This window comes from Acidobacteriota bacterium (genome assembly GCA_016208495.1).
In the GTDB taxonomy this organism is placed as follows: domain Bacteria; phylum Acidobacteriota; class Blastocatellia; order Chloracidobacteriales; family Chloracidobacteriaceae; genus JACQXX01.
This window is the reverse complement of record JACQXX010000109.1, coordinates 1-19,702: the sequence shown is the minus strand read 5'-3', so window position 1 is coordinate 19,702 and position 19,702 is coordinate 1. Positions and strand designations below refer to the sequence as shown.

20 protein-coding genes are annotated in these 19,702 nt (G+C 51.3%); 10 read left to right on the top strand and 10 right to left on the bottom strand.

All coding sequences use genetic code 11. From position 1 onward, the window contains the following. Positions 1–4: 4 nt before the first annotated feature. The 3 genes from HY774_22235 to bcp form a co-directional block, all read right to left on the bottom strand. Positions 5–2,263 carry a S9 family peptidase gene (locus HY774_22235; GenBank protein MBI4751207.1) on the bottom strand — a complete coding sequence of 753 codons (2,259 nt, stop codon included), beginning with the start codon at positions 2,261–2,263 and terminating at the stop codon, positions 5–7. A gap of 221 nt (positions 2,264–2,484) precedes the next feature. Further along, on the bottom strand, positions 2,485–2,994 hold the full coding sequence (locus HY774_22230; protein ID MBI4751206.1) for a GNAT family N-acetyltransferase: 510 nt from the start codon (positions 2,992–2,994) through the stop codon (positions 2,485–2,487). A 254-nt stretch (positions 2,995–3,248) separates the two neighbouring features. Then, positions 3,249–3,731, bottom strand: a complete 483-nt coding sequence (gene bcp, locus HY774_22225; protein ID MBI4751205.1) for a thioredoxin-dependent thiol peroxidase — start codon at positions 3,729–3,731, stop codon at positions 3,249–3,251. 194 nt (positions 3,732–3,925) lie between these two features. Between bcp and HY774_22220 the strand changes: the two genes are divergently transcribed. Continuing rightward, complete coding sequence (locus tag HY774_22220) at positions 3,926–4,294, top strand: DUF971 domain-containing protein (GenBank protein MBI4751204.1); 369 nt, start codon at positions 3,926–3,928, stop codon at positions 4,292–4,294. 186 nt (positions 4,295–4,480) lie between these two features. Here HY774_22220 and HY774_22215 read toward each other — a convergent pair whose 3' ends face one another. From HY774_22215 to HY774_22205, 3 genes are all read right to left on the bottom strand, one after another. Next, the gene (locus HY774_22215; protein MBI4751203.1) at positions 4,481–5,326 is read right to left on the bottom strand and encodes a DUF4846 domain-containing protein; all 846 of its coding nucleotides are present in this window, start codon (positions 5,324–5,326) and stop codon (positions 4,481–4,483) included. A gap of 148 nt (positions 5,327–5,474) precedes the next feature. Next, complete coding sequence (locus tag HY774_22210) at positions 5,475–7,247, bottom strand: SpoIIE family protein phosphatase (GenBank protein MBI4751202.1); 1,773 nt, start codon at positions 7,245–7,247, stop codon at positions 5,475–5,477. A gap of 215 nt (positions 7,248–7,462) precedes the next feature. Beyond that, complete coding sequence (locus HY774_22205; GenBank protein ID MBI4751201.1) at positions 7,463–8,137, bottom strand: hypothetical protein; 675 nt, start codon at positions 8,135–8,137, stop codon at positions 7,463–7,465. Between the two features lie 92 nt (positions 8,138–8,229). Here HY774_22205 and HY774_22200 point away from each other — a divergent pair, with 92 nt between their 5' ends. Continuing rightward, complete coding sequence (locus HY774_22200) at positions 8,230–8,823, top strand: CoA pyrophosphatase (protein ID MBI4751200.1); 594 nt, start codon at positions 8,230–8,232, stop codon at positions 8,821–8,823. 133 nt (positions 8,824–8,956) lie between these two features. Here the strand turns inward: HY774_22200 and HY774_22195 are convergent, their stop codons facing one another. After that, entirely contained in the window at positions 8,957–9,979 is a 1,023-nt protein-coding gene (locus HY774_22195; GenBank protein ID MBI4751199.1) for a sigma-54-dependent Fis family transcriptional regulator, read from the bottom strand. Positions 9,980–10,367: 388 nt separating this feature from the next. Between HY774_22195 and rplU the strand changes: the two genes are divergently transcribed. From rplU to HY774_22160, 7 genes are all read left to right on the top strand, one after another. Continuing rightward, positions 10,368–10,679 carry a 50S ribosomal protein L21 gene (gene rplU, locus HY774_22190; GenBank protein MBI4751198.1) on the top strand — a complete coding sequence of 104 codons (312 nt, stop codon included), beginning with the start codon at positions 10,368–10,370 and terminating at the stop codon, positions 10,677–10,679. A gap of 72 nt (positions 10,680–10,751) precedes the next feature. After that, positions 10,752–11,045 carry a 50S ribosomal protein L27 gene (gene rpmA / locus HY774_22185; protein ID MBI4751197.1) on the top strand — a complete coding sequence of 98 codons (294 nt, stop codon included), beginning with the start codon at positions 10,752–10,754 and terminating at the stop codon, positions 11,043–11,045. Positions 11,046–11,135: 90 nt separating this feature from the next. Then, positions 11,136–12,215, top strand: a complete 1,080-nt coding sequence (gene obgE / locus HY774_22180; GenBank protein ID MBI4751196.1) for a GTPase ObgE — start codon at positions 11,136–11,138, stop codon at positions 12,213–12,215. Between the two features lie 4 nt (positions 12,216–12,219). After that, positions 12,220–12,915 (top strand): nicotinate (nicotinamide) nucleotide adenylyltransferase, encoded by a 696-nt coding sequence (gene nadD / locus HY774_22175; protein ID MBI4751195.1) that lies wholly within the window; start codon positions 12,220–12,222, stop codon positions 12,913–12,915. Between the two features lie 8 nt (positions 12,916–12,923). Next, on the top strand, positions 12,924–13,319 hold the full coding sequence (gene rsfS / locus HY774_22170; GenBank protein MBI4751194.1) for a ribosome silencing factor: 396 nt from the start codon (positions 12,924–12,926) through the stop codon (positions 13,317–13,319). A gap of 174 nt (positions 13,320–13,493) precedes the next feature. Further along, positions 13,494–14,495 (top strand): sigma-54-dependent Fis family transcriptional regulator, encoded by a 1,002-nt coding sequence (locus HY774_22165; GenBank protein ID MBI4751193.1) that lies wholly within the window; start codon positions 13,494–13,496, stop codon positions 14,493–14,495. A 222-nt stretch (positions 14,496–14,717) separates the two neighbouring features. Then, positions 14,718–15,188 (top strand): 23S rRNA (pseudouridine(1915)-N(3))-methyltransferase RlmH, encoded by a 471-nt coding sequence (locus HY774_22160; protein MBI4751192.1) that lies wholly within the window; start codon positions 14,718–14,720, stop codon positions 15,186–15,188. Here the strand turns inward: HY774_22160 and HY774_22155 are convergent. The 3 genes from HY774_22155 to udk all read right to left on the bottom strand — a co-directional run bounded on the left by HY774_22155 (position 15,090) and on the right by udk (position 18,297). Next, a complete protein-coding gene (locus HY774_22155; protein MBI4751191.1) occupies positions 15,090–15,785 on the bottom strand; it encodes a hypothetical protein in 696 nt (231 codons plus the stop codon). The two genes, HY774_22160 and HY774_22155, sit on opposite strands and share 99 nt — an antisense overlap. A gap of 283 nt (positions 15,786–16,068) precedes the next feature. After that, a complete protein-coding gene (gene sthA / locus HY774_22150) occupies positions 16,069–17,454 on the bottom strand; it encodes a Si-specific NAD(P)(+) transhydrogenase (protein MBI4751190.1) in 1,386 nt (461 codons plus the stop codon). A gap of 213 nt (positions 17,455–17,667) precedes the next feature. Further along, positions 17,668–18,297: a uridine kinase gene (udk, locus tag HY774_22145; GenBank protein ID MBI4751189.1), complete on the bottom strand. Its 630-nt coding sequence runs from the start codon at positions 18,295–18,297 to the stop codon at positions 17,668–17,670. Between the two features lie 135 nt (positions 18,298–18,432). On the opposite strand from udk, the gene HY774_22140 reads away from it, so the two are divergent. Next, positions 18,433–19,455, top strand: coding sequence for an ADP-ribosylglycohydrolase family protein (locus HY774_22140; GenBank protein ID MBI4751188.1), 1,023 nt, complete (start codon positions 18,433–18,435; stop codon positions 19,453–19,455). The last annotated feature ends 247 nt before the right edge of the window (positions 19,456–19,702 follow it).

The window sequence follows — 19,702 nt, the reverse complement described above, 5'->3', positions numbered from 1 at the left end:
CTCATTAAAGATTTTCTGTGATGAACCGTGTCATCAGTTTTTGGAGGTGTTTGACTCGATGTGGTTGGGAAACACCGTGCCGTGAAGCTGGATACACCATAAAGTCAAACTGTTTCCCAGCTTTTTGCAAGGCTTCGATCAACTGCACGCTGTTTTGCGGGTGAACGTTGTCGTCAATGAGTCCGTGGATCAGCAGCAGTTTGCCGTGAAGATTTCCAGCCGCTTCGAGCACCGAGCTTTTGCGGTAGCCTTCTGGATTATCCATGGGAAGTCCCATATACCGCTCGGTATAAATTGAATCGTAGTTTCTCCAATCGGTGACCGGAGCGCCGGCAATCCCGACTTTAAAGGTGGTGCTGTGCGTCAGGGCATAAGCGGTCATATAGCCGCCGTAACTCCAGCCCCAGATCCCAATCCGACTCCCGTCAACATAGGGGAGTTTTTTCAAGTAGCTGACACCGTCTTCCAAATCGCGTAATTCCAGTTCGCCCAGATTCCGATAGACTGGGTGGGCCGAAGCCACACCTTTGTTGCTGGCGGATCGGTTATCGCAAATCCAGACGATATAGCCTTTTTGGGCCATAAACAGATGCCAGAGTGTCCAGCGGCCAATCCAGGAGTCGCGCACCTGGGGCGAACCAGGACCGCCGTAGGTGTGAGTCAATACCGGATATTTCTTCGTCGGGTCGAAATCAGGCGGCTTGATCATCAGCGCATTCATTTCAAAGCCATCGCGGGTGGAGACTTTGAGCAGTTCGCTGCTGCCTACATTGTATTCGCGCAACGGGTTGTCTTTATTTTCAGCCAGTGTGCGAATCAGCGTCCCGTTATTGCTCAAGAGTTGTGATTTCGGGGCTTTGGTCAGGTTGCTCCAGGTATCAACAAAGGCATTGAGTGCCGGGCTGAAGCTGGCTGTGTGGGTGCCGTTCTGATTGCTCAAGCGTTGCAGGCCCGAGCCGTCGGTTTTGATGCGATACACATCATTGCCAATTGACGAGCGTTCAGTTCCTGAAAAGTAAGCCCAGCCATCGGCTGAAACACCGTGAAAGTCACGCACATCCCAGTTGCCTTTGGTCACGGCAGCGATCAGTTTGCCATCAGCCCCAAAGTGATAGAGGTGGCGATATCCAGAGCGGTCACTGAGCCAGTAAAAGGTGCCATCTGGTATCCAGAGCGGCAATTCCACCACATCCACCCAGGCTTTACTTTCTTCGCGCACCAGCTTTTGGAGTTTTCCAGACTGCGCATTGCCCAGATTCAGGTCCATCCAGGTTTGAATTCGATCCTGGACTTCAAACACCACGCTGGTTGAATCAGGCTTCCAGCCGACACGGGTGATGAGGAATTCAATCGGCTGGTAGGCCGACAGGTCCATCCATTGAGTGCTTCCAGCCTGGACGCTGGCGACGCCAAGTTTGACCAGTGGGTTGGGATCACCGACTTTCGGATAGTTGGTGACTTCGATCTTTTGGGCCGGCACCAGGTCATCAATCACCGTAAAGGGCGGCACCTGAGTGTCGTCAATCCGCAGATAAGCCAGACCCGATGAATTGGGGGCCCACCAGTAGGCGCGTTTGGTACCGCGACCATAGACTTCTTCTTCATACACCCAATCGAGATAACCGTTGAAGATCTTCTCGCTTCCGTCCTGAGTGAGCGCGCGCTCTTTGCCGTCAGCCACGGAAACCACAAACAGATTGGAATCACGAACAAAGGCAACCCACTGTCCATCAGGGCTGAAACTGGCTTCGAGTTCGCTTTTATCTGGTGAATTGGTCAGCCGAATAGCTTTACCGGTGGTCAGATCGCAGGCAAAGAGATCGTTTTTGTAATCAAAAAGAGCCGCTGTGTACCCGGCGTTGAATGTGCAATTGCTGAGTGACGCCAAAATATTGGCCTCTGAGTCACCTAGCCCAGTGGTTTTTAACCCTTGAGCAATTCGCGGGGCATCGTGAAACGGCGTCATCCGGCCAGTTGCAACGTCAACTTTGGCCAATCCGCCGCCGGATGGATTTTCGATCAAATATGCCTGTCCGTCAGGCAGCCATTGCACATCGGCGGTATCCCCAAAAAATCGAAATGGGGTTGCCACATCATCGAGGGTCAACTCTTTTTTCTGCTGAGTTGACTGAACTCGGGGTTCAGGGTTCGGGGTTCGGGGTTTGAGCAGGTTCTGAGACGCAGTTCCCGCGTGTTGGGCAATGCCCGGTATGGTTGAAAAAAAGAGTGCCAGGCACAACAAAGACAAAGAACGAACCTTCATTGAATAGACTCCGAAGTGAAAGAAAACACAAAGATAAAGTGAGATCGTCAGAAGTGAGTATTCGGGTAGATGTTTGGCCTGAATGGTGTTGGATATTTTTTTTCTTAGAATTTGTGAGAGTTGTCTGGGATCTGGCTTTTTCGGACCTGGAGCCGAAGGATTGAAAACAGGCTCAGATAGCTTCAGGTCTTCTTCAGCCCTGAGCCCTCAGCCCCTGGTTCTCAGGGACGATGAATCCCATAAATCAGCGCTTCGCCTCCGAAGAGAGTGACTGAGCCTTCGAGCGATTCGCCAAGGCGTTCTGCCACGCGAATGGAAGCCTGGTTGTCGGGACGAATCAAACTAATGACGTGATCTTGATCGAGCCTGTGAAACGCAAAGTCGAGAGCCGCCCGGGCCCCTTCGGTGGCAAATCCTTTGCCCCAGGCAGTACGGCTCAGTGTCCAGCCGATTTCAAATCCGGGCCAGCCTTCGGGGTAAAAACACCCGATTCGGCCCAGCAATTTTCCAGTTGATTTTTCTTCGACTGCCCACATTCCGTATCCACGTAATTGCCAGTGACCCATGATCATGGCCATCTGCCGCCAGGCTTCCCACCGGGCCAGCGTGTGACCTTCGCCCAGGTAGCGCATGACCTCCGGATCAGCACACATGGCGGCGTACTCATCAAGGTCTGATTCACGAAATGCCCGCATCAACAGGCGCTCAGTGGTAAGAATCGGAATTTCCATGGAAAACAGCTTTGATTGGGATCGGTTGTTGGGAGGGACTGACCTTGTACCATTGAGGGTTCAGGGTTCAGGGTTCAGGGTTCAGGGAAATACAATTTCTTCAATACTTTAGCTTTCCCGTAATGCAAGGGTTCATTCCAAAATGGTCGTATGCCACTTTGCAACGAAATCTTCGGTATGAGCAAATAGTCAAGTGGTTCAACCAAATAAACTGAGCGAACTACTGACTACTGACTACTGACTACAAACTGGTCTTATTTGGCAGCTAAAGCTTCGAGCACTTTTTCAGTGTGCCCATCAACTTTCACCCGACGGAAGATCCGGCTGATGTTGCCCTCTTCATCAATGATGAAGGTCGTTCGAACAATGCCGAAGTATTTTTTCCCATAGTTGCTTTTTTCCTGCCAGACGCCATATGCCTGCGAGACTGTCATTTCCGGGTCGGAAAGCAACGGAAAATTGAGCTGGTATTGCTCGGTAAATTTTTTGTGCGACGCCACACTATCGGTGCTCACTCCCAGCACCTGAGCGCGCAGGGAATTGAGTTTGGCCAGGTCATCGCGAAACCCACAGGCTTCACGGGTGCATCCTGGTGTGTTGTCGCGTGGATAGAAATAAAGCACGACGCGCTGACCTTTGAAATCAGACAGGTTGACGGTGGTTCCGTCGCCGGTTTGTAAACTGAAAGCTGGTGCGGGATCGCCCACTTTCAATTCGCGTGGGGTTTCTGAAGACATGGCAGACGTTTCCTTACACAGTGATGTTGGATTTGGGTATCGTGTTTGGGATGATATTTGGGATTGCTGAAAAAAGTGCCGTTTGCTTGGATTGCGCCCGGCGATAAGAGGGGCGTATGTTATCACCAAACACCCCATGGGGAAAGCCCCATATTTCCAGCAATTACAACCACAATCGAAGGAAGAATCCGACTATGTCAGGTGAATTATTTCCGGAAGCGGTCAATGTGAGCCGCTCAACTGCCACCATGGAACTGGTGTGGCGCGATGGTGAAAAAAGCGTGTTCCGATTGATGAGCCTTCGGCGGGTTTGCCCTTGTGCCACCTGTGCTCAGGAACGTGGCGAAAATCCACATCCCAAACTGGTTGAAGAAGTCCCCGTTGAGCCTGAAAAGAAAAAACGCTCGCTCAGTCTTCCACTGCTCGGTGATGTCACAAAATTTGAAGTAACTTCGATGCACCACGTCGGGCGATATGCGCTGGGTGTGACGTGGCAGGATAATCATTCCAGTATTTTCACCTGGGCGTTTCTCAGGCAGGCTGGGGAAGAAGGGCTCAAGTAAGCGAGTAGTGAGTTGCGAGTTGCGAGTAGTCAGACAGAGCACCTGTCTATAAACCTTTTATTTTCAGAGCAATCATTTGAATTAAACTGGGAATTGATCCTGGATTGACTGTTTGCAACTTGCTACTCACTACTCGCTACTCACTACTCGCTTTCTGTTCGCGACTCGCTACTTCGCTCTTCCTGACTACTCACCAAACCGCTTCAGGCTGCCAGGAGGAAAAGTCCATTCTGGTGTTTCAACATTTCCTTGAAAATTCGCGCTGTACCATGGGTTGAGTTGATTATTGGTTGGATTGCGTAGAAGGTGGATTTCCTGGGCGGGCATATAGCTTTGAGCCAGCAAAAACAGCCGTTCTTTGGTTTGTTGATGCGTGGCCACATCCACCACAATCACGGCATGGCCTGGAAACCCTCCTTGAATAAAAACATCGCCGATTTCAATTTCGCGGGTGTTGGAAACTGGTTTCAGTTCCTGACTGAGCGATGCCGTTCCCGCATAGGTAAAAACTGGGATCAGATATTCCCGAAAGCTTTTGTAAGAACCATCGGTTGAAGCCGTTTTGACCCAGCGCACAGTATTTCCGGTGACTTCAGGGCGGTACCCTTCGGCCCACTTTGCAAAATCACACCGAAAGCCGCTGGTAAAATTGAAGGCAATTTTAGATTTTTTTCCGGATGAAAAGAGATATTCAGCCCGAAGCCGCATCACGGCATCGGCACATTGCTGCAAATCAGTGGTGCCAGTATCAATGTCAACCACCGCAACGTGTGCGCTTTGGTTTCTCTTCAGTGAACCATCAAAAAGGTGAACGGCAGGAGTACCAGGTTTGAGCTTGAGGTGCTGCAACCAGTTGGCAAAGCTCCCAGTTGGCGGTTTCAATCGCTGATACCCAACTGGAACCCGCACGCGATCAATGAGTTGATTTGAGGCATTTGTATTCGTGGGCGACACAACCAGCGGTGAGGTGTTGGAATTTCCCAGGGTTGAGCAGGCTGTCAACAGGCAAACAAAAATCAACGACAGACGCATAACAAGAACCCCCAAAGCGAGTAGCGCATAATAGCGAGTAGCGAGTAGTGAGTCGTAAAACAATTCGCTTTGGTTGTACCTGCCCCCTGTCGTTGTGTCACCCTGTCGTTGTGTCACCCTGTCATCTTGTCACCTTGTCACCTTGTCATCAGCGGACGAGCGGTGGTCGGCGTTTGAGAACGACAACCGTAATATCATCTTCGGGGAGACACCCGGCTGAAAATTTCAAAGCTGATTCCACCAGTCCTTCGCAAATTTCACGCGCCGGTTTATGGGCAATATCGCGGATCATGGTTTCAAATCGTTGATAGCCAAGTTGTTCTTTGCGTGTATTTTGCAGCTCAACAATCCCGTCACTATAGATTACGATCACATCGCCGACGGACATGGTGAGAGTTTGGGCCGGATAGACCGCCAGGGCTTTTGCCCCCAGTGGATACGCCCCAATTTCGATGCTGTGAACAGTTCGGGTTGGGGATTGGAACCAGTACGGAAAGGGGTGGCCCGCATTTGAGAGCGAGATTTCACCGGAGTAGAGGTTGACGAGCAGGTAGCAGAAGGTCATCAGGTCACGCCGACTCCCATTTTCATAAATCAACGTGTTCATGGCGGTCATCACGTCTTCGGCTTTGCTCGAAATAATGACCTGATTTAACAGACCACCTTTGGCAAGTGCCATCAGCAACCCGGATGAAATACCGTGGCCTGTAACGTCACCAATCACGACGGCCAGATGGCTGTCTGAAATCCGGATGTAATCATAATAGTCGCCGCTCACCCCAGCCGCTGGTCGTGAAAGTCCAGCCAGTTCAAAACCAGGCAGTTCCGGGTCGCAGCGTGGCAGCATCGAAGCCTGAATTCGTCCGGCCAGGGCTACTTCTTCTTCAAGGCGTTGTTTTTCCAGCCGTTCTTCCAGCAATCGAGCATTTTCAATTTTAATCACCGCCACGCTGGCGATGGTGGTCAACACCTCCAGATCATCTGGGGTAAAGCGTTGCTCATAGGGGTTTTCAACATAAATGAGCCCGTGAACCTGATCACCCAGCGCAAGCGGGACCGCCATCACGGACCGGGTCCCGGAAAGCACAATGGATTGCTGGCCGGCAAATCGTGGATCCTGCTGGGCATTCAGCGTCAGAACCGCCGTTCGGGCCACCAGCACCTGTTCAGTGATATGGCGGCTCAAGGTCACCTCTCCACTGATGGATTTTCCTCCCACACGGGCCACCTTGCAGATGAGCGAACTGGCATTTGGTTCCGACTGGTTTTCATTGCTCATCATCAAATACCCCCGCTCAACCGGCAGGGATTCAAAGACGATGTTCATTACCTGGTCCAACACTTCGTCTAAGTCAGAGTTGGATAAAAGTGCCACACCCACCTTGCTGACCAGGGCGAGCAACCGGCGTTTGGGATCGGTCGGTGGCCCGCTGACCTCGATGGCACTGGCGCCGCTGGGCATCTTTGGTGCCACCATTGAGGTTTTTCCACCTAATTGCCCGGAGGCACGTCCCAGAATTTCATCCGTTGCCCGAAATCCGGCCATCCCAATCGTCGCTTCCGGAGCGGCGGCTGGCAAACTATCGGCCAGAAACACGGCTGTCCGTGAAAGGTTACTGACTGAGTGAATGGTATCGCTGGCAAATTCCAGATCCGTTTCACCAATCCGAATCACATCTCCCGGTTTGAGCCGAATCGGCACACTCACCCGCATTCCATTGAAGTAGGTGCCATTGGCGCTTTGCAAATCTTCCAGGATATATCCGTTTTCTTCAGCCTGAAGGCGTGCATGCAGGCGCGAAGCAAAAGAATCTGGAATTGCAATGTCAGCCCGAACCGAACGTCCAATGGTATTTTGTGGACGGACCAGACGAACTTTCTGAGGCGGGTAACCAGGTGAACGAATGATCAGTGAGTACATGGCGGCGAGAATTCAACTCCAGAGTTTTTAGAAATGAAGAAATTCGAGAAATTCACCTGACACGTTGCAGGGATCGGCAACACTCTGGCCACCTAAAAAATTCATTGGCCAGATTAATGGCTGACTACCTTTTTTTGAATTGTGCGAACGATGGTCAAGCAGATTATGTAGAAGCCCTGATTGTAGTCTGGCTGAGTGTCAAATGTCATCAATCTTCATTCATTCGTTGTGGGAGTTGCTCGCAGATAATTCCAAATTTGATCACGAATTTGCTGGGTCTCGAACTTCATTTGATCATATTCCTGCTGCATCAGAAGCAGTTGTTGCTCGGTTGCCAGAATTTCCTTTTGCAAGCGGGCATCTTCGGCCTGGATTTCAGCGCGTATAATTCGTTCTCCTTCAGCTTGATCCAGAATTGTCCGGCCAATCAATTCGTTGCGAATATTGCCTGTTCGAACCTGGTTTTGTTCTTGTCTGAGCTTGAGCTGTGTCAGTTGGGTGCGGGTCGTGGTCATCTGTTGTTCGAGCGTGCTCAAGCGTGATTGTTGAACCTGCAGAAAACTGACGGCCACCTGCGCTTGCTGCTGGTCGCGCATTGATTCCACGGCTTTGACCAGAGCGCGAAGTTCTTTGGCTATCGCTAGTTCGGGCGATTCAGTTTCAGAACTGACCGCTTCACCGGGTTGGGGTGATGGGGGAGTGGGACGCGAGGACGGGCGTGTCGTTTGAGGTGAGATTCGCGTGGCAATCTCGTTTGCGGGTCGTTCCTGTGCTAAGGTCGTGACCGTGCCGGTAAGAATCAAAGCCAATGTCAGGCCAATGTGCCGTGAGCTTTTTCTGAGTTCTTGCCGTCCACTGGCAAAAAAAATGTAGCGGGCCAAAAGCGTCATAAGGAGTCCTTTTTGGTCGGAAATTCTTGAATTGAAATGGTTTCACAGTGGAAATTGATATCCGGAAACCGAAACCTTGTGAAGGAAGTGCCATGAAACCGGAGATCACGGATCGTGTCACGCACCTGCTGGCATCGCGTTCCAAACAGATTCGTGCTGATTGGGACTATATTCCGGCAGCGGTGCTTGTGCCAATTTTTTCAAAAGACAATATCCCGCATTTATTGTTGACCAAGCGCTCCACCAAACTGCGCGATCACAGCGGCGAAGTGGCTTTTCCTGGTGGTCGAGTTGATCCGGAAGATCAAACCCCGCAGGTCACCGCGCTCCGTGAGGCCGAGGAGGAAATTGGGCTGAGTCGCCAGGATGTGCGATTGCTAGGGGAAATGGACGAATTCCTGACCATGAGCGGGTACTTGATTACACCAGTGGTTGGGTGGATTCCGTACCCGTATGAGTTTCAAATCAATGCCCACGAAATTGAATATCTGATTGAAGTACCGATTCCAATCATTGATCAGCCCCAGGCTCTGGAGGTCCGCCAGTTTCAGGTGCTGGGTCGGACTCGACCGGTGTACTTTTATCACTATGGTGATCGGGATCCGATTTGGGGCGTTTCAGGGCGAATTGTGAACCAGTTTTTGTCGCTGGTATACCCGATTATTCGTGAAACTTTGTCGCTGTAAGAGCTTCTGGTGGAAGGTTTGATCAAGGCAGGAGTGAGGAAGGCGGAGTACCCACGGGGACTCAAAGACGCAGAGCAGGGCAAGGGATGAAACAGTCCCCTTGCCTCTCTCTCAAGCGGAAAAATACTTCAGGTTACTGAAACCGCATGGTTCGCGGGTCAATTCCAAACCGGGCCAGTTTCATGTTGAGGGTGGTTAATTTGATTCCCAGAATCTGGGCCGCCCGTGTTTGGTGGCCACCGGTGCGGCGGAGCGCTTCGGTGATGAGTTGTTTTTCAAAAGCTTCAACTGCGTCCTGGAGCGATAGATTTTGTTGAGCGAGTTCACTCAGGGATGAATTATTTTCTTGTGGCTCGCCCTGTCCCAGCGGCGGCGGTAAATCCGGGAGACTGACCGGCTTGGTTCGCAGATGGTGCACAGCATACAGCATCGCACTTTTGAGTTCTTTGATGTTGCCCGGCCATTCGTACTCAAGCAGCCGTCGTCGGGCATCGGGTCCCAGGGATCGGTCCTCCCGGCCCAGTGTTTGCAGAAATTCACTCAGAAAATGTTCAGCCAGCATTTCAATATCGGCTTTGCGTTCCCGCAGAGGTGGAATGACCAGTCGGTCGGCCTGAGCAATACAGCTTTCACGGGCATCGGCTTCGCCCACCGGCAACAGGCCAAACACCAGGCGAACATCAAAATGTGCCTGTGATTGGGAAGTCACCAGATGCGGTTGGAAACTGGCTGTCGGTTTTGGAAAGGGTGGAAGGAGCGTACTCGAACTGTCGATCCGAGCCAGCAAGTCAGACAACTCCGCCGGCCAGGCGACGAGCCCTCCGAGATAAAGCGTGCCGCCGCGTGCCAGTTCCAGCAGCCCTTGCCCGGTTGTGCTGGCTCCCATCGTGGACAATCCCAGTAATGCCGCCCGGAGTGAAGCTGGTGACAGCGTTTGGCATTCAATGGCAATAAACGGCTGGTGGCTGCGATGGCTTAAATGGTGAAGTTGGCGTGCAAGGAAGCGTTTTCCGGTACCGGGTTCCCCGATCAAAATCAGGGGACGGTCATGCGAGGCGTGGGCGTGCAGGATTGAACGCGCATCCTGTGCCCAGGCGCTGACCCCAAGAATGGATTGTGGCGTGACCAGCGATGTGATCTCAGGTTTAGGTTCCATCCAAGAATATGTGATCGGAAAGACACTTCCAGTAGATAATGGCTTATTTGACAAAGGAAACTGAGTCAAAATACACCTCCGGGACGATAAAAGATGGCCTGGAGTTTTGTCTCACGGATTGTTTGGGAGTTAGTGCTGAAATGGAAAGAAAAGTTTCAGAAGAGCCTTTACGCTTGAGTCGGTGAAAGGTTCCAGTAAATTTTTCAGTCTAATTTCGGGCTTTTCCAGATCATTCTTGAAACTTCCAAGTTTGTCCCTTGAGGTTGACAATTTCCTTTTTTCGTTCGTATAATGCCCCTTTTCTCAAAAAGCACACTTTTTCGCTTCAATACAGAAGAAGATATCATCACATCGAGAGGGTTGATCAAAACCCTGGAGGGAGTCCTTTGTGTCGTACGCAGTCGTTCTAACTGGAGGCAAGCAGTTTCGTGTTCAGGCAGGGGAAGTGGTTCGCTTTCCATCCCTGGCAGCCAATGTTGGAGAATCGGTCGAATTTGACCAGGTGTTGGTCCTTTCCAATGGCTCGGAAATCAAAATTGGACAGCCAACCGTCAACGGTGCCGCCGTGAAGGGTGTTGTGGTTGAACAGGGCCGCGGCCCGAAGGTCATTGTTTTTAAATTCAAGCGCCGCAAGCAATACAAGCGGAAACAAGGTCATCGCCAGGGATTTACGGCGGTGCGCATTGAATCCATCGCCTAATGGCGTCCGTGGCGCTGCTCACAGGCAATTCTATATCATAAGATTTCGCATTGGTTGAGAGAGGTTTTTGTTATGGCTCACAAAAAAGGTGTCGGTAGTTCGCGAAACGGTCGCGATTCAAACGCAAAACGCCTTGGTGTAAAGCGTTTTGGTGGTCAGTTTGTGACAGGTGGTTCGATTTTGGTGCGTCAGCGCGGGACACGATACAAGCCCGGCAATAATGTTGGCATCGGTTCCGATGACACGTTGTTTGCTTGTGTTGACGGCTATGTCAAATTCGAAGACAAGGGACGTAAAGGAAAATACATCAGCGTGTATCCAACTCCAGCCGTGGTACCACAGGCTCAGGCTGCCGCCGCTGTCTAATTTTTCCAGCATTCATTGTCCTCACAGGTTTCCACTCTTCACGGGCACGGGCTGACCAGAGCAGTCCCGTGCCTTTGTGTTTTTTGCTATATGTTTATTGATCGAGCTAAAATTTATGTCGAAGGCGGTCACGGTGGGAACGGCTGTTTGGCGTTCCGACGTGAGAAATTTGTCCCTCGCGGCGGTCCGTCCGGAGGGGATGGCGGCAATGGAGGCTCGGTGTACCTGGAGGCTTCCGACCAGATGAACACCCTGCTTTCATTTCGCTATAACCCACAATACAAGGCTGATCGTGGCCGACACGGCGAGGGCAGTTGCTGCCACGGCAAAAGCGGCGCCGATATGATTGTCAAAGTACCGATTGGCACCCAGGTCTTTGATTTTGATACCAATGAACTCGTGGCGGATTTAATGGAACCGGGTCAGCGAGTGCTGGTGGTTGCCGGCGGACGCGGCGGACGCGGCAATGCCCAGTTTGCGACGTCAACCAACCGGGCACCGCGCCGACACGAACCTGGGTACCCCGGCGAGATGCGCTATCTGCAGCTTGAACTCAAAATTCTGGCGGATGTTGGCTTGCTCGGATATCCAAATGTCGGGAAATCCACTTTGATTTCAGTGATTTCCGCGGCGCGACCCAAAATTGCCGACTATCCATTTACCACACTGGTACCCAACCTGGGCGTGGTTCAACTGGAAGATTACCGCAGTTTCGTTGTGGCTGATATTCCAGGCTTGATTGAAGGCGCCCACGAAGGCCACGGCCTTGGCCTGCAGTTTTTGCGCCACGTCGAACGAACGCGGTTGCTGCTCCATTTGATTGATGTATCAGAGTTTTCAGGTCGTGATCCGATACAGGACTATGAAACGATCATGCGTGAATTGCGCTTCTACAATGCTGAGATTGCCGAGCGTCCGCAAATCGTGGTGGCCACCAAGCAGGACGTGGTGCAATCATCTGAACGAACCGACGCCCTGCGTGATTTTTGCAAGGCCCGTGGGTTGGAACTCTTTGTGATTTCATCAGTTACGGGTGAAGGCGTCAAACCGCTGATCTATCGAGTTGACCAGAAATTAACGGAGTTAAAAGCCAAACAGCCCGCACCGCCATCAATTTTTCAACCATCGGTCGTGGTTGAACCCGTTGTTACTGCGGTTGTCGAAGAGTGAGGGTATGGGAACACCGCGCCGAATTGGACTGTTTGGGGGAACTTTTGATCCTATTCATTATGGTCATTTGCGCCTGGCTGAAAGTTTGATTGGTCTGTTCAGCTTTGACGAGTTGCTGTTTATTCCAACCTGCAGCCCACCTCACAAACAATTTGAGCAGGTGACCACGGCCTATCACCGCCACGCAATGACCGTATTGGCCACACTCCATTCGGAACACAGTCGAGTTTCAACCATTGAACTGTTTGCGCCGGAAAAGCCCTACACAGTTGAAACAGTGAGTACGTTTCGCGACAGCTATGGACCGAATGCCCATATTTTCTTTCTCATGGGCGCCGATTCGTTTGGAATGCTCCACCAATGGTATAAATTTCAGACGCTCATTGACCTCTGCCACATCATCGTGATGTCGCGCCCAGGATATGACCTGGGAGATGCCACCTTCCATCGCGAACGATTTGGTGAGAACCGGGTGGTTGATTTTCGAAATGGGTTTTCGCTCTCAACAATTTCAACTGAACTGACCGCCCCTAACAAACGGATTTTTCTGACGGATCTGGTGGCGTTAGACGTTTCCGCAACGGAAATTCGCGCCGCTGTCAGTCAAGGAAAGTCCATCGCGCAATATGTTCCGCCGATGGTGGAACGCTACATCTACACGTATCAGCTTTACCAGAAAAGTAGAATCAAGATCACATGACCGAATTGATGCCAACTCCCTCTTCGCAACTGGATGCGGTGCTTTCTTCCGCCAGTGACGTTCAGGATGAGCGTCTCTGGACTGCCATTCGGGCAGCCCAAGAAAAGAAAGCCTTTGATATTGTTATTTTAGAAATTTCCCAGGTGACCAGCTTTGCTGATTACTTTTTGTTGTGCAGCGGTTCTTCAACCCGTCAAACCGAAGCCATTGCCTCTGAAATCGAGAAAAAACTTGGTGAGCAGGGCACCTACACCAACCACAAAGAAGGTGCTGGCGAGTGGATCCTGTTTGACTATGGTGACATCATCATCCACGTTTTCACTAAAGAAACCCGCGCGTTCTATGACCTGGAACGCCTCTGGCGCGATGGTCGCCGGATCAATATTCCGAATGACGCTGAGTAGAAAGCGAGTAGCGAGTGGCGAGTAGCAAGTAGTCAAACAACAGAGACAACACGAGTTGAATTCATAAGCTGCAGGTTGAGTAAACCGTGCATAGGGATTACCGCAATATCAAAGTAAAAGAATCCTGGTTTGACCATTCGCTACTTGCTACTCGCTACTCGCTTTTGTGCGCCTATGGAAAATCAGACCGACAAACGGCTGGCGGAAAAGGCCGATCCAGGAATCATCATCGTGGCTCAGTCACTGGCCATGCGGGAAGTCCTGGAGCGAGCCGCCAGAGTGGCGCCCACCGAAGCGAACCTCCTCATCAGCGGCGAAAGCGGAACCGGTAAAGATTTACTCGCCCGCTGGATTCACGAACACAGCCTCCGGGCATCGGGCGCCTATGTCAAAATTGATTGCGGCACGCTGCCTGAAAACCTGCTTGAAGCCGAACTTTTTGGATATGAACGCGGTGCCTTTACGGGTGCTTCGGCAACCAAACCAGGCCGTTTTGAAGCCGCGCAAGGTGGAACGCTGGTGCTCGATGAAGTCACTGGTCTTTCACAGCCAGCTCAGGCCAAGTTGCTGCGGGTGATCGAAGATCGTCGGTTTACCCGACTTGGTGGCACTCAACTCCTGTCCCTCAACGCTCGACTTATTTCCCTGACCAATATCAATCTGCCTGAAACAGTGTCACGCCGTGCCTTTCGAGCTGACTTGTTTCATCGGCTGAACGTGATTCCGCTTGAACTCCCTCCCTTGCGCGAACGGCGCGAAGACATTCTCCCCCTGGCAAAATACTTTTTAGAACTGGTTGCCCGCCGTCATGCCCGTCCGCTCTGTACCTTGACTCCGGAAAGTCAGGCAGCGCTCAACGGGTATGCGTTTCCAGGAAATGTGCGCGAACTCTTTCATCTGATTGAGCGTGCGGTCTTGCTGACACGTTCGGAAGTACTTGGCCTTGAAGTCTTTCCATCACAGGTCGCATCAGCCGTTTCGATCATCCGTTCACGCAAGCAACAGCCGACGCTGGCCCAGCTCGAAGCGCTCTATATCCGTGAAGTGCTGCGCTCAACCCGTGGTCAGAAGAGCCGGGCTGCCGAAATTTTGGGCATCAGCCGCAAGAATCTGTATGAAAAAATGCGCGCTTACGACATCCCTTATAACCAGAAGCGAGTGAAGAGTGAAGAATGAAGAAAATGCCGGGTTCCGGGTTCCGGGTTCCGGGTTCCGGGTTCCGGGTTTTCGAATTTGGTTCGGTTCTGGTTTTCGCCGCGGAGCGGTGGTTGAATTGAGGCAGGTCGTTTACGGCCTGTGAAATGGAATTGGCGGTGATTTAGGGCTCCAAATCAAGAGCCAGGAAGACATGTTTCTGTTTCTTCATTCTGTTTCTTCATTCTTCATTCCAAAGGGTTTATGCAAATCCACTTCATCACGGTCGGCAAGCTGAAATCGCCACATCTGGCAGCCCTGGCTCAGGATTATCTGGGACGGTTGGGGCGATTTGTCCGATGTGACGTCATGACCGTGCGGGAAGCTGCTGAATCAACCGCCAGTGATGTCCGGCGGGCTCAGGAACAGGAAGCAACCGCTATTCTGGCAAAAATCCCAGCCAGTGCCTTTATGGTGCTTTTGGATGTTGAGGGAGCGATGGTTTCGTCTGAAAAACTGGCGGAAATGATTGAACGCCACCAGAACGAAGCCACCAAAGACCTCTATTTTGTCATTGGTGGCTTTTCCGGCGTGGCTGAAAGTGTCAGAAAGCGGGCCAACTGGCGCTGGTCGCTCTCAAAATTGACCTTTACCCATGAAATTGCCCAGGTTTTGGTGGCTGAACAGTTGTATCGGGCCTACACAATCCTGCACCGGCATCCTTATTCGAAATAGGGGTTTATCAGGGTTCAGGGCTTGAGAATCGTCAATTGCAGTGTTTTGCTGGAGTTGAGGTTCGATTGGTTCAGAAACTGGTTCTGCCGCTTTAGCTTTTGGTTTTTTCTCAGGCGGAGTTAGCGGTTTCAAATAGAGTTTGACCTTGACGTTATGCGGCAGGGAGACTTCGCGGACTTCGTCATAACCGACATATAACCTTTCTTTGAGGCAAATCCCTGGCTCATCATCTTGAGGCAATATCCGAGTATTATTCTGGTACAATGTCAAAGTAAGGTTGACCATAACAAGCTGGCTGGCACGGAAATTCCGGGCACTCATTGAAAAGGAATAGTTTGTTATCCCAGTACCTTTCTCTAATTCTTCCGCCGACAGGCTACACAGACTTCGCCCACCACCACCACCACCTCCAAAGCGATGATTCAATGGAATTTCACTTATACGGGGTTCTCCAAACCCTGGAATACTGAGTTCCACGGTCACAGCTTTGTATTTGGGCGGTTTGGTTTGAGCAATGGTGCTTTGCGAAACACAAAGTCCAGTCATTAGGAGAGAAAGGAAAAGAACAGTCTGGAGTTTTGAACTGGTTGATTTCATTGGGGTACCTCAGAGAAGAGATTCAGTTCGGCTTCAATTTTGAGAATGTGCTCCAGGCTGAACCCGCTTCCCTTATCCTGCTTATCCCAGTTTCAAATCACTGTCTTCTTTGAATAAGTAGCGAATGCCAGTTTTTCGTCAGTAGATCGTAGTCAATCGTCCACGAACTCCATTTGATCGAATAACGTGACTGCGCTCACGCACAAAAACTTTATTCCAGAATGGTATAAGTTATTCAATTGAATAAGCTTAATTGACTACTGACTACTGACGAAAAACTGGTTCAGGCAAAACTGAGCTTGCTGATTCCATCCAGTGCGGCGACTTTGTAGGCTTCGGCCAGCGTCGGATAGTTAAAGACCGAATCCACAAAGTAGTCGAGCTTTCCGCCGTGCGCCATCACCGCCTGACCAATGTGAATGAGTTCCGTGGCACCTTCGCCGATGGCGTGAACGCCCAGAATTTCATGGGTTTCCAGATGAAACAGAATTTTGAGCATCCCGGCTTTATCGCCCAGAATGCGTCCTCGAACGATGTCGCGATATTGTGCCACGCCCGTTTCATAAGGAATTTTGGCTTTGGTCAATTCAGCTTCGGTTTTGCCGACGGTTGAAATTTCCGGAATGGTGTAAATGCCGTAAGGGTAGACTTCGTTCAGCCGGAACACTTCGCGATCACAGGCATGCCGCGCTGCATTGCGGCCCTGTTCCATACTGGTGGATGCCAGTGACGGAAAGCCGATTACATCCCCAGCGGCATAAATGTGTGGGACTTCGGTCTGGAAGAAATCATTGACCTTCAGGCGACCTGAATCATCCGTGTGGAGTCCAGCCACCGCCAGATTCAGGTTGTCAGTTGCCGCCCGGCGACCGGTGGCAACCAGAATACTTTGAGTAATAATGCGTTTGCCGGATTCAAGCGTGGCGACGATGCGGTCATTGCGAACCCATTCGACACTGGCCACGGCTTCGCCCAATCGGATCGAAATTCCCAAATCGCGCATGTGATACATCAGCATGTCAATCACTTCGCGGTCCACGAAATCGAGAATGGTTGGGCGTCCATCCACAAGCGTGACTTCGACATTGAGCGAAGCAAAGATGGTGGCATATTCGACGCCAATCACCCCGGCCCCAATCACAAGCAGGCTGCGTGGAATTTCAGTCATTTCCGGGATGGCATCGGAATCCATAATATGCCCACGCCGGAATTCAATCCCTGGCGGCTGGCGAGGCAGTGTCCCGGTGGCAATGATAATTTTTTCTGCTGTGATGGTTTGAGTTCGTGGAGCACCAGCAATTTGAATGGTATGCGGGTCCACAAACGAGGCCACGCCCTGAAAAATTTCGATATGGCTATGCGTCAGGCGGCGTTTGACGGCTTCGCGTTCAGCCTGGGTGACGTGACGGGATCGGATGGCAAGATCTTCCATCGTAACGTCTTTTTTCACCGTGTAGCTTTCACCATATACATCGCGCAACCGGCGACCGGAGAGGTAAACAGCGGCTTCGCGCAGGGTTTTTGATGGAATGGTGCCCGTATTGAGTGAGGCGCCGCCCACGAGTGGATTTCGTTCGACCACGGCCACTTTGGGTTTGTATTTGGCTGCTGTTTGGGCAGCCCGCTGTCCGGCTGGTCCGGTCCCGATAACCAAAACATCGTAGTCCATAACGCTTGCTTCGGCTCCTTAATTGAAAAATTATACCAGTTTGTAGTCAGTAGTCCGTAGTCAGTAGTATGCTAAGTTTATCTGATTGAATTACTTAACTGTTTGCTGATACGAGGGGACCATTGCAAATCGGTATCAGGTTGAGTTTGGGGCTGAAGACTTTGTTTTTTCAGCCCCAGGCCCTGAGCTTGCGAATCTTCAGCCCTGGTTTTTTCAGCCCGGTTGGCTTGGAATGGCTCGTGCCAGAATGGCTTTGATCTTTTCGGTGATCAGGTCAATGCCGACTTCGTTGTCGCCGCCTTTCGGGATGATCACATCAGCATAGCGTTTGAGCGGTTCGATAAATTGCAAATGCATGGGGCGAACCGTCGTCAGGTACTGATTGACAATCGAATCCACCGACCGGCCTCGCTCGTGAACGTCGCGTTCCAATCGGCGGATAAACCGCAAATCAGCATCAGTATCAACATAAATTTTCATGTCCATCAGTGCCCGCATTTGTGGACTGAAGAAAATTAAGATGCCGTCAACAATGATGACGGGACGTGGTTCAGTATGGATCGCTTCGGCTTTGCGTGAGTGGGTCACATAGTCATAAATTGGTTGTTCAATGGTTTCGCCTTCACGCAAAGCTTCAAGATGGTTTAAAAGTAATTCGGTATCAAAAGCATCGGGATGATCAAAGTTCACTCGATGGCGCAGTTCAATCGGCATGTCTCCCAGGTTGCGGTAATAGGCATCCTGCTGGACAAAGGTCACTCTTTCAGGGCCGACAGCTTGAATGATTTTCCTGGCGACAGTGGTTTTTCCCGAACCGGTGCCGCCACTGATACCAATGATCATGGCGTTAGTATCGTGGTAACGGTGCATAACAAGGTGGATTTTGATCTTCGCCTGCGCCCGATGCGGACACAAACAACAGACGGCTTCCTCCAAACACACAAAAAGATGGATCGAACACAACGGCTGAGAGGGTTAATGCTTGGGACGGCTGTCGGGGATGCGCTCGGATTACCGGCAGAAGGGCTGTCCCGACAACGAATTCGAAAATGGTATGGTGGAACCTGGCGTCACCGATTTTGTTTTGGCTGGGGGATGGTGAGTGATGACACCGACCACACGGTTTTCGTGGCTCAGAGTTTACTAGCGCATCCAGACTCTGTCGAGCGTTTCACCAGCCGATTGGGATGGTGTTTGCGTGGCTGGGTGGCTTCACTGCCAGCCGGAATTGGCGTGGCCACCTTGCGAGCCACCTTGAAACTGTGGATTGGGTTCCCGCCCAGTCGGAGCGGAGTTTTCTCGGCTGGCAACGGGCCGGCGATGCGTTCGGCACCGATTGGAGCATTTTTTGCCGAAAACCAGGAACTGAGAAACGCCTTCGTTGCGGCATCAACCCGGCTTACCCATACGGACCCAAAAGCTGTAATCGGTGCGCAAGCCGTGACCGATATCGCCGCCTGGGTGGTGCGTGAAAATCCGGTCTCACGACCTTCCACAGAAGATTTTCTCGCCCTGTTGCATCAGGTTGGAACGGATGCCGACTGGCGGGAATTGCTCCAAAAGCTGTCAGCCGCAATTGATGAAGAGATTTCAGTTGAAACTTTTGCTGACAGGCTTGGACTGTCGCGAGGTGTTTCCGGCTATATGTTTCACACCGTTCCAGTTGCGCTTTATGCCTGGTACCGACATTTTGGGAATTTTGAAGCCACACTCACATCGGTGCTTGACCTGGGTGGCGATACTGACACGGTGGCCGCGATTACCGGTGCACTGGCCGGAACCGTGGTTGGTGAGTCGGGAATTCCTCTCCAGTGGCGTACTGGAATCTGGGACTGGCCACGTGGAAGGCGGATTCTGGAAACCATTGCTGACCGACTGGCTGATCCAGGGTCATCCGCTCGACCAGTCAGATATTTCTGGCCGGCACTTCCAGCCCGGAACCTGTTGTTTTTACTGATTGTGCTGGGGCATGGTTTCCGGCGGCTGGCGCCACCCTATTGAATTATGAATTATGAATTATGAATTATGAAAATAATGCGGTAGCTATAACCTGGAATGCAAATGAGCCATAGAAAGCAGAAACAGATCATTTTGCTGGATACAATATCAGCAATTCTTTGTTTGAATAAAAAAAGGTCAATTCAGAAAGAGAAGTCCAGGTGAAGGCGGAAGAACAAAGAGAAGAAGAAGGCAAAGGAGGCGAAAGGAAGAGGAAGCAGGAAGAGCGGGAAGGAGGAAAAGCCGAACG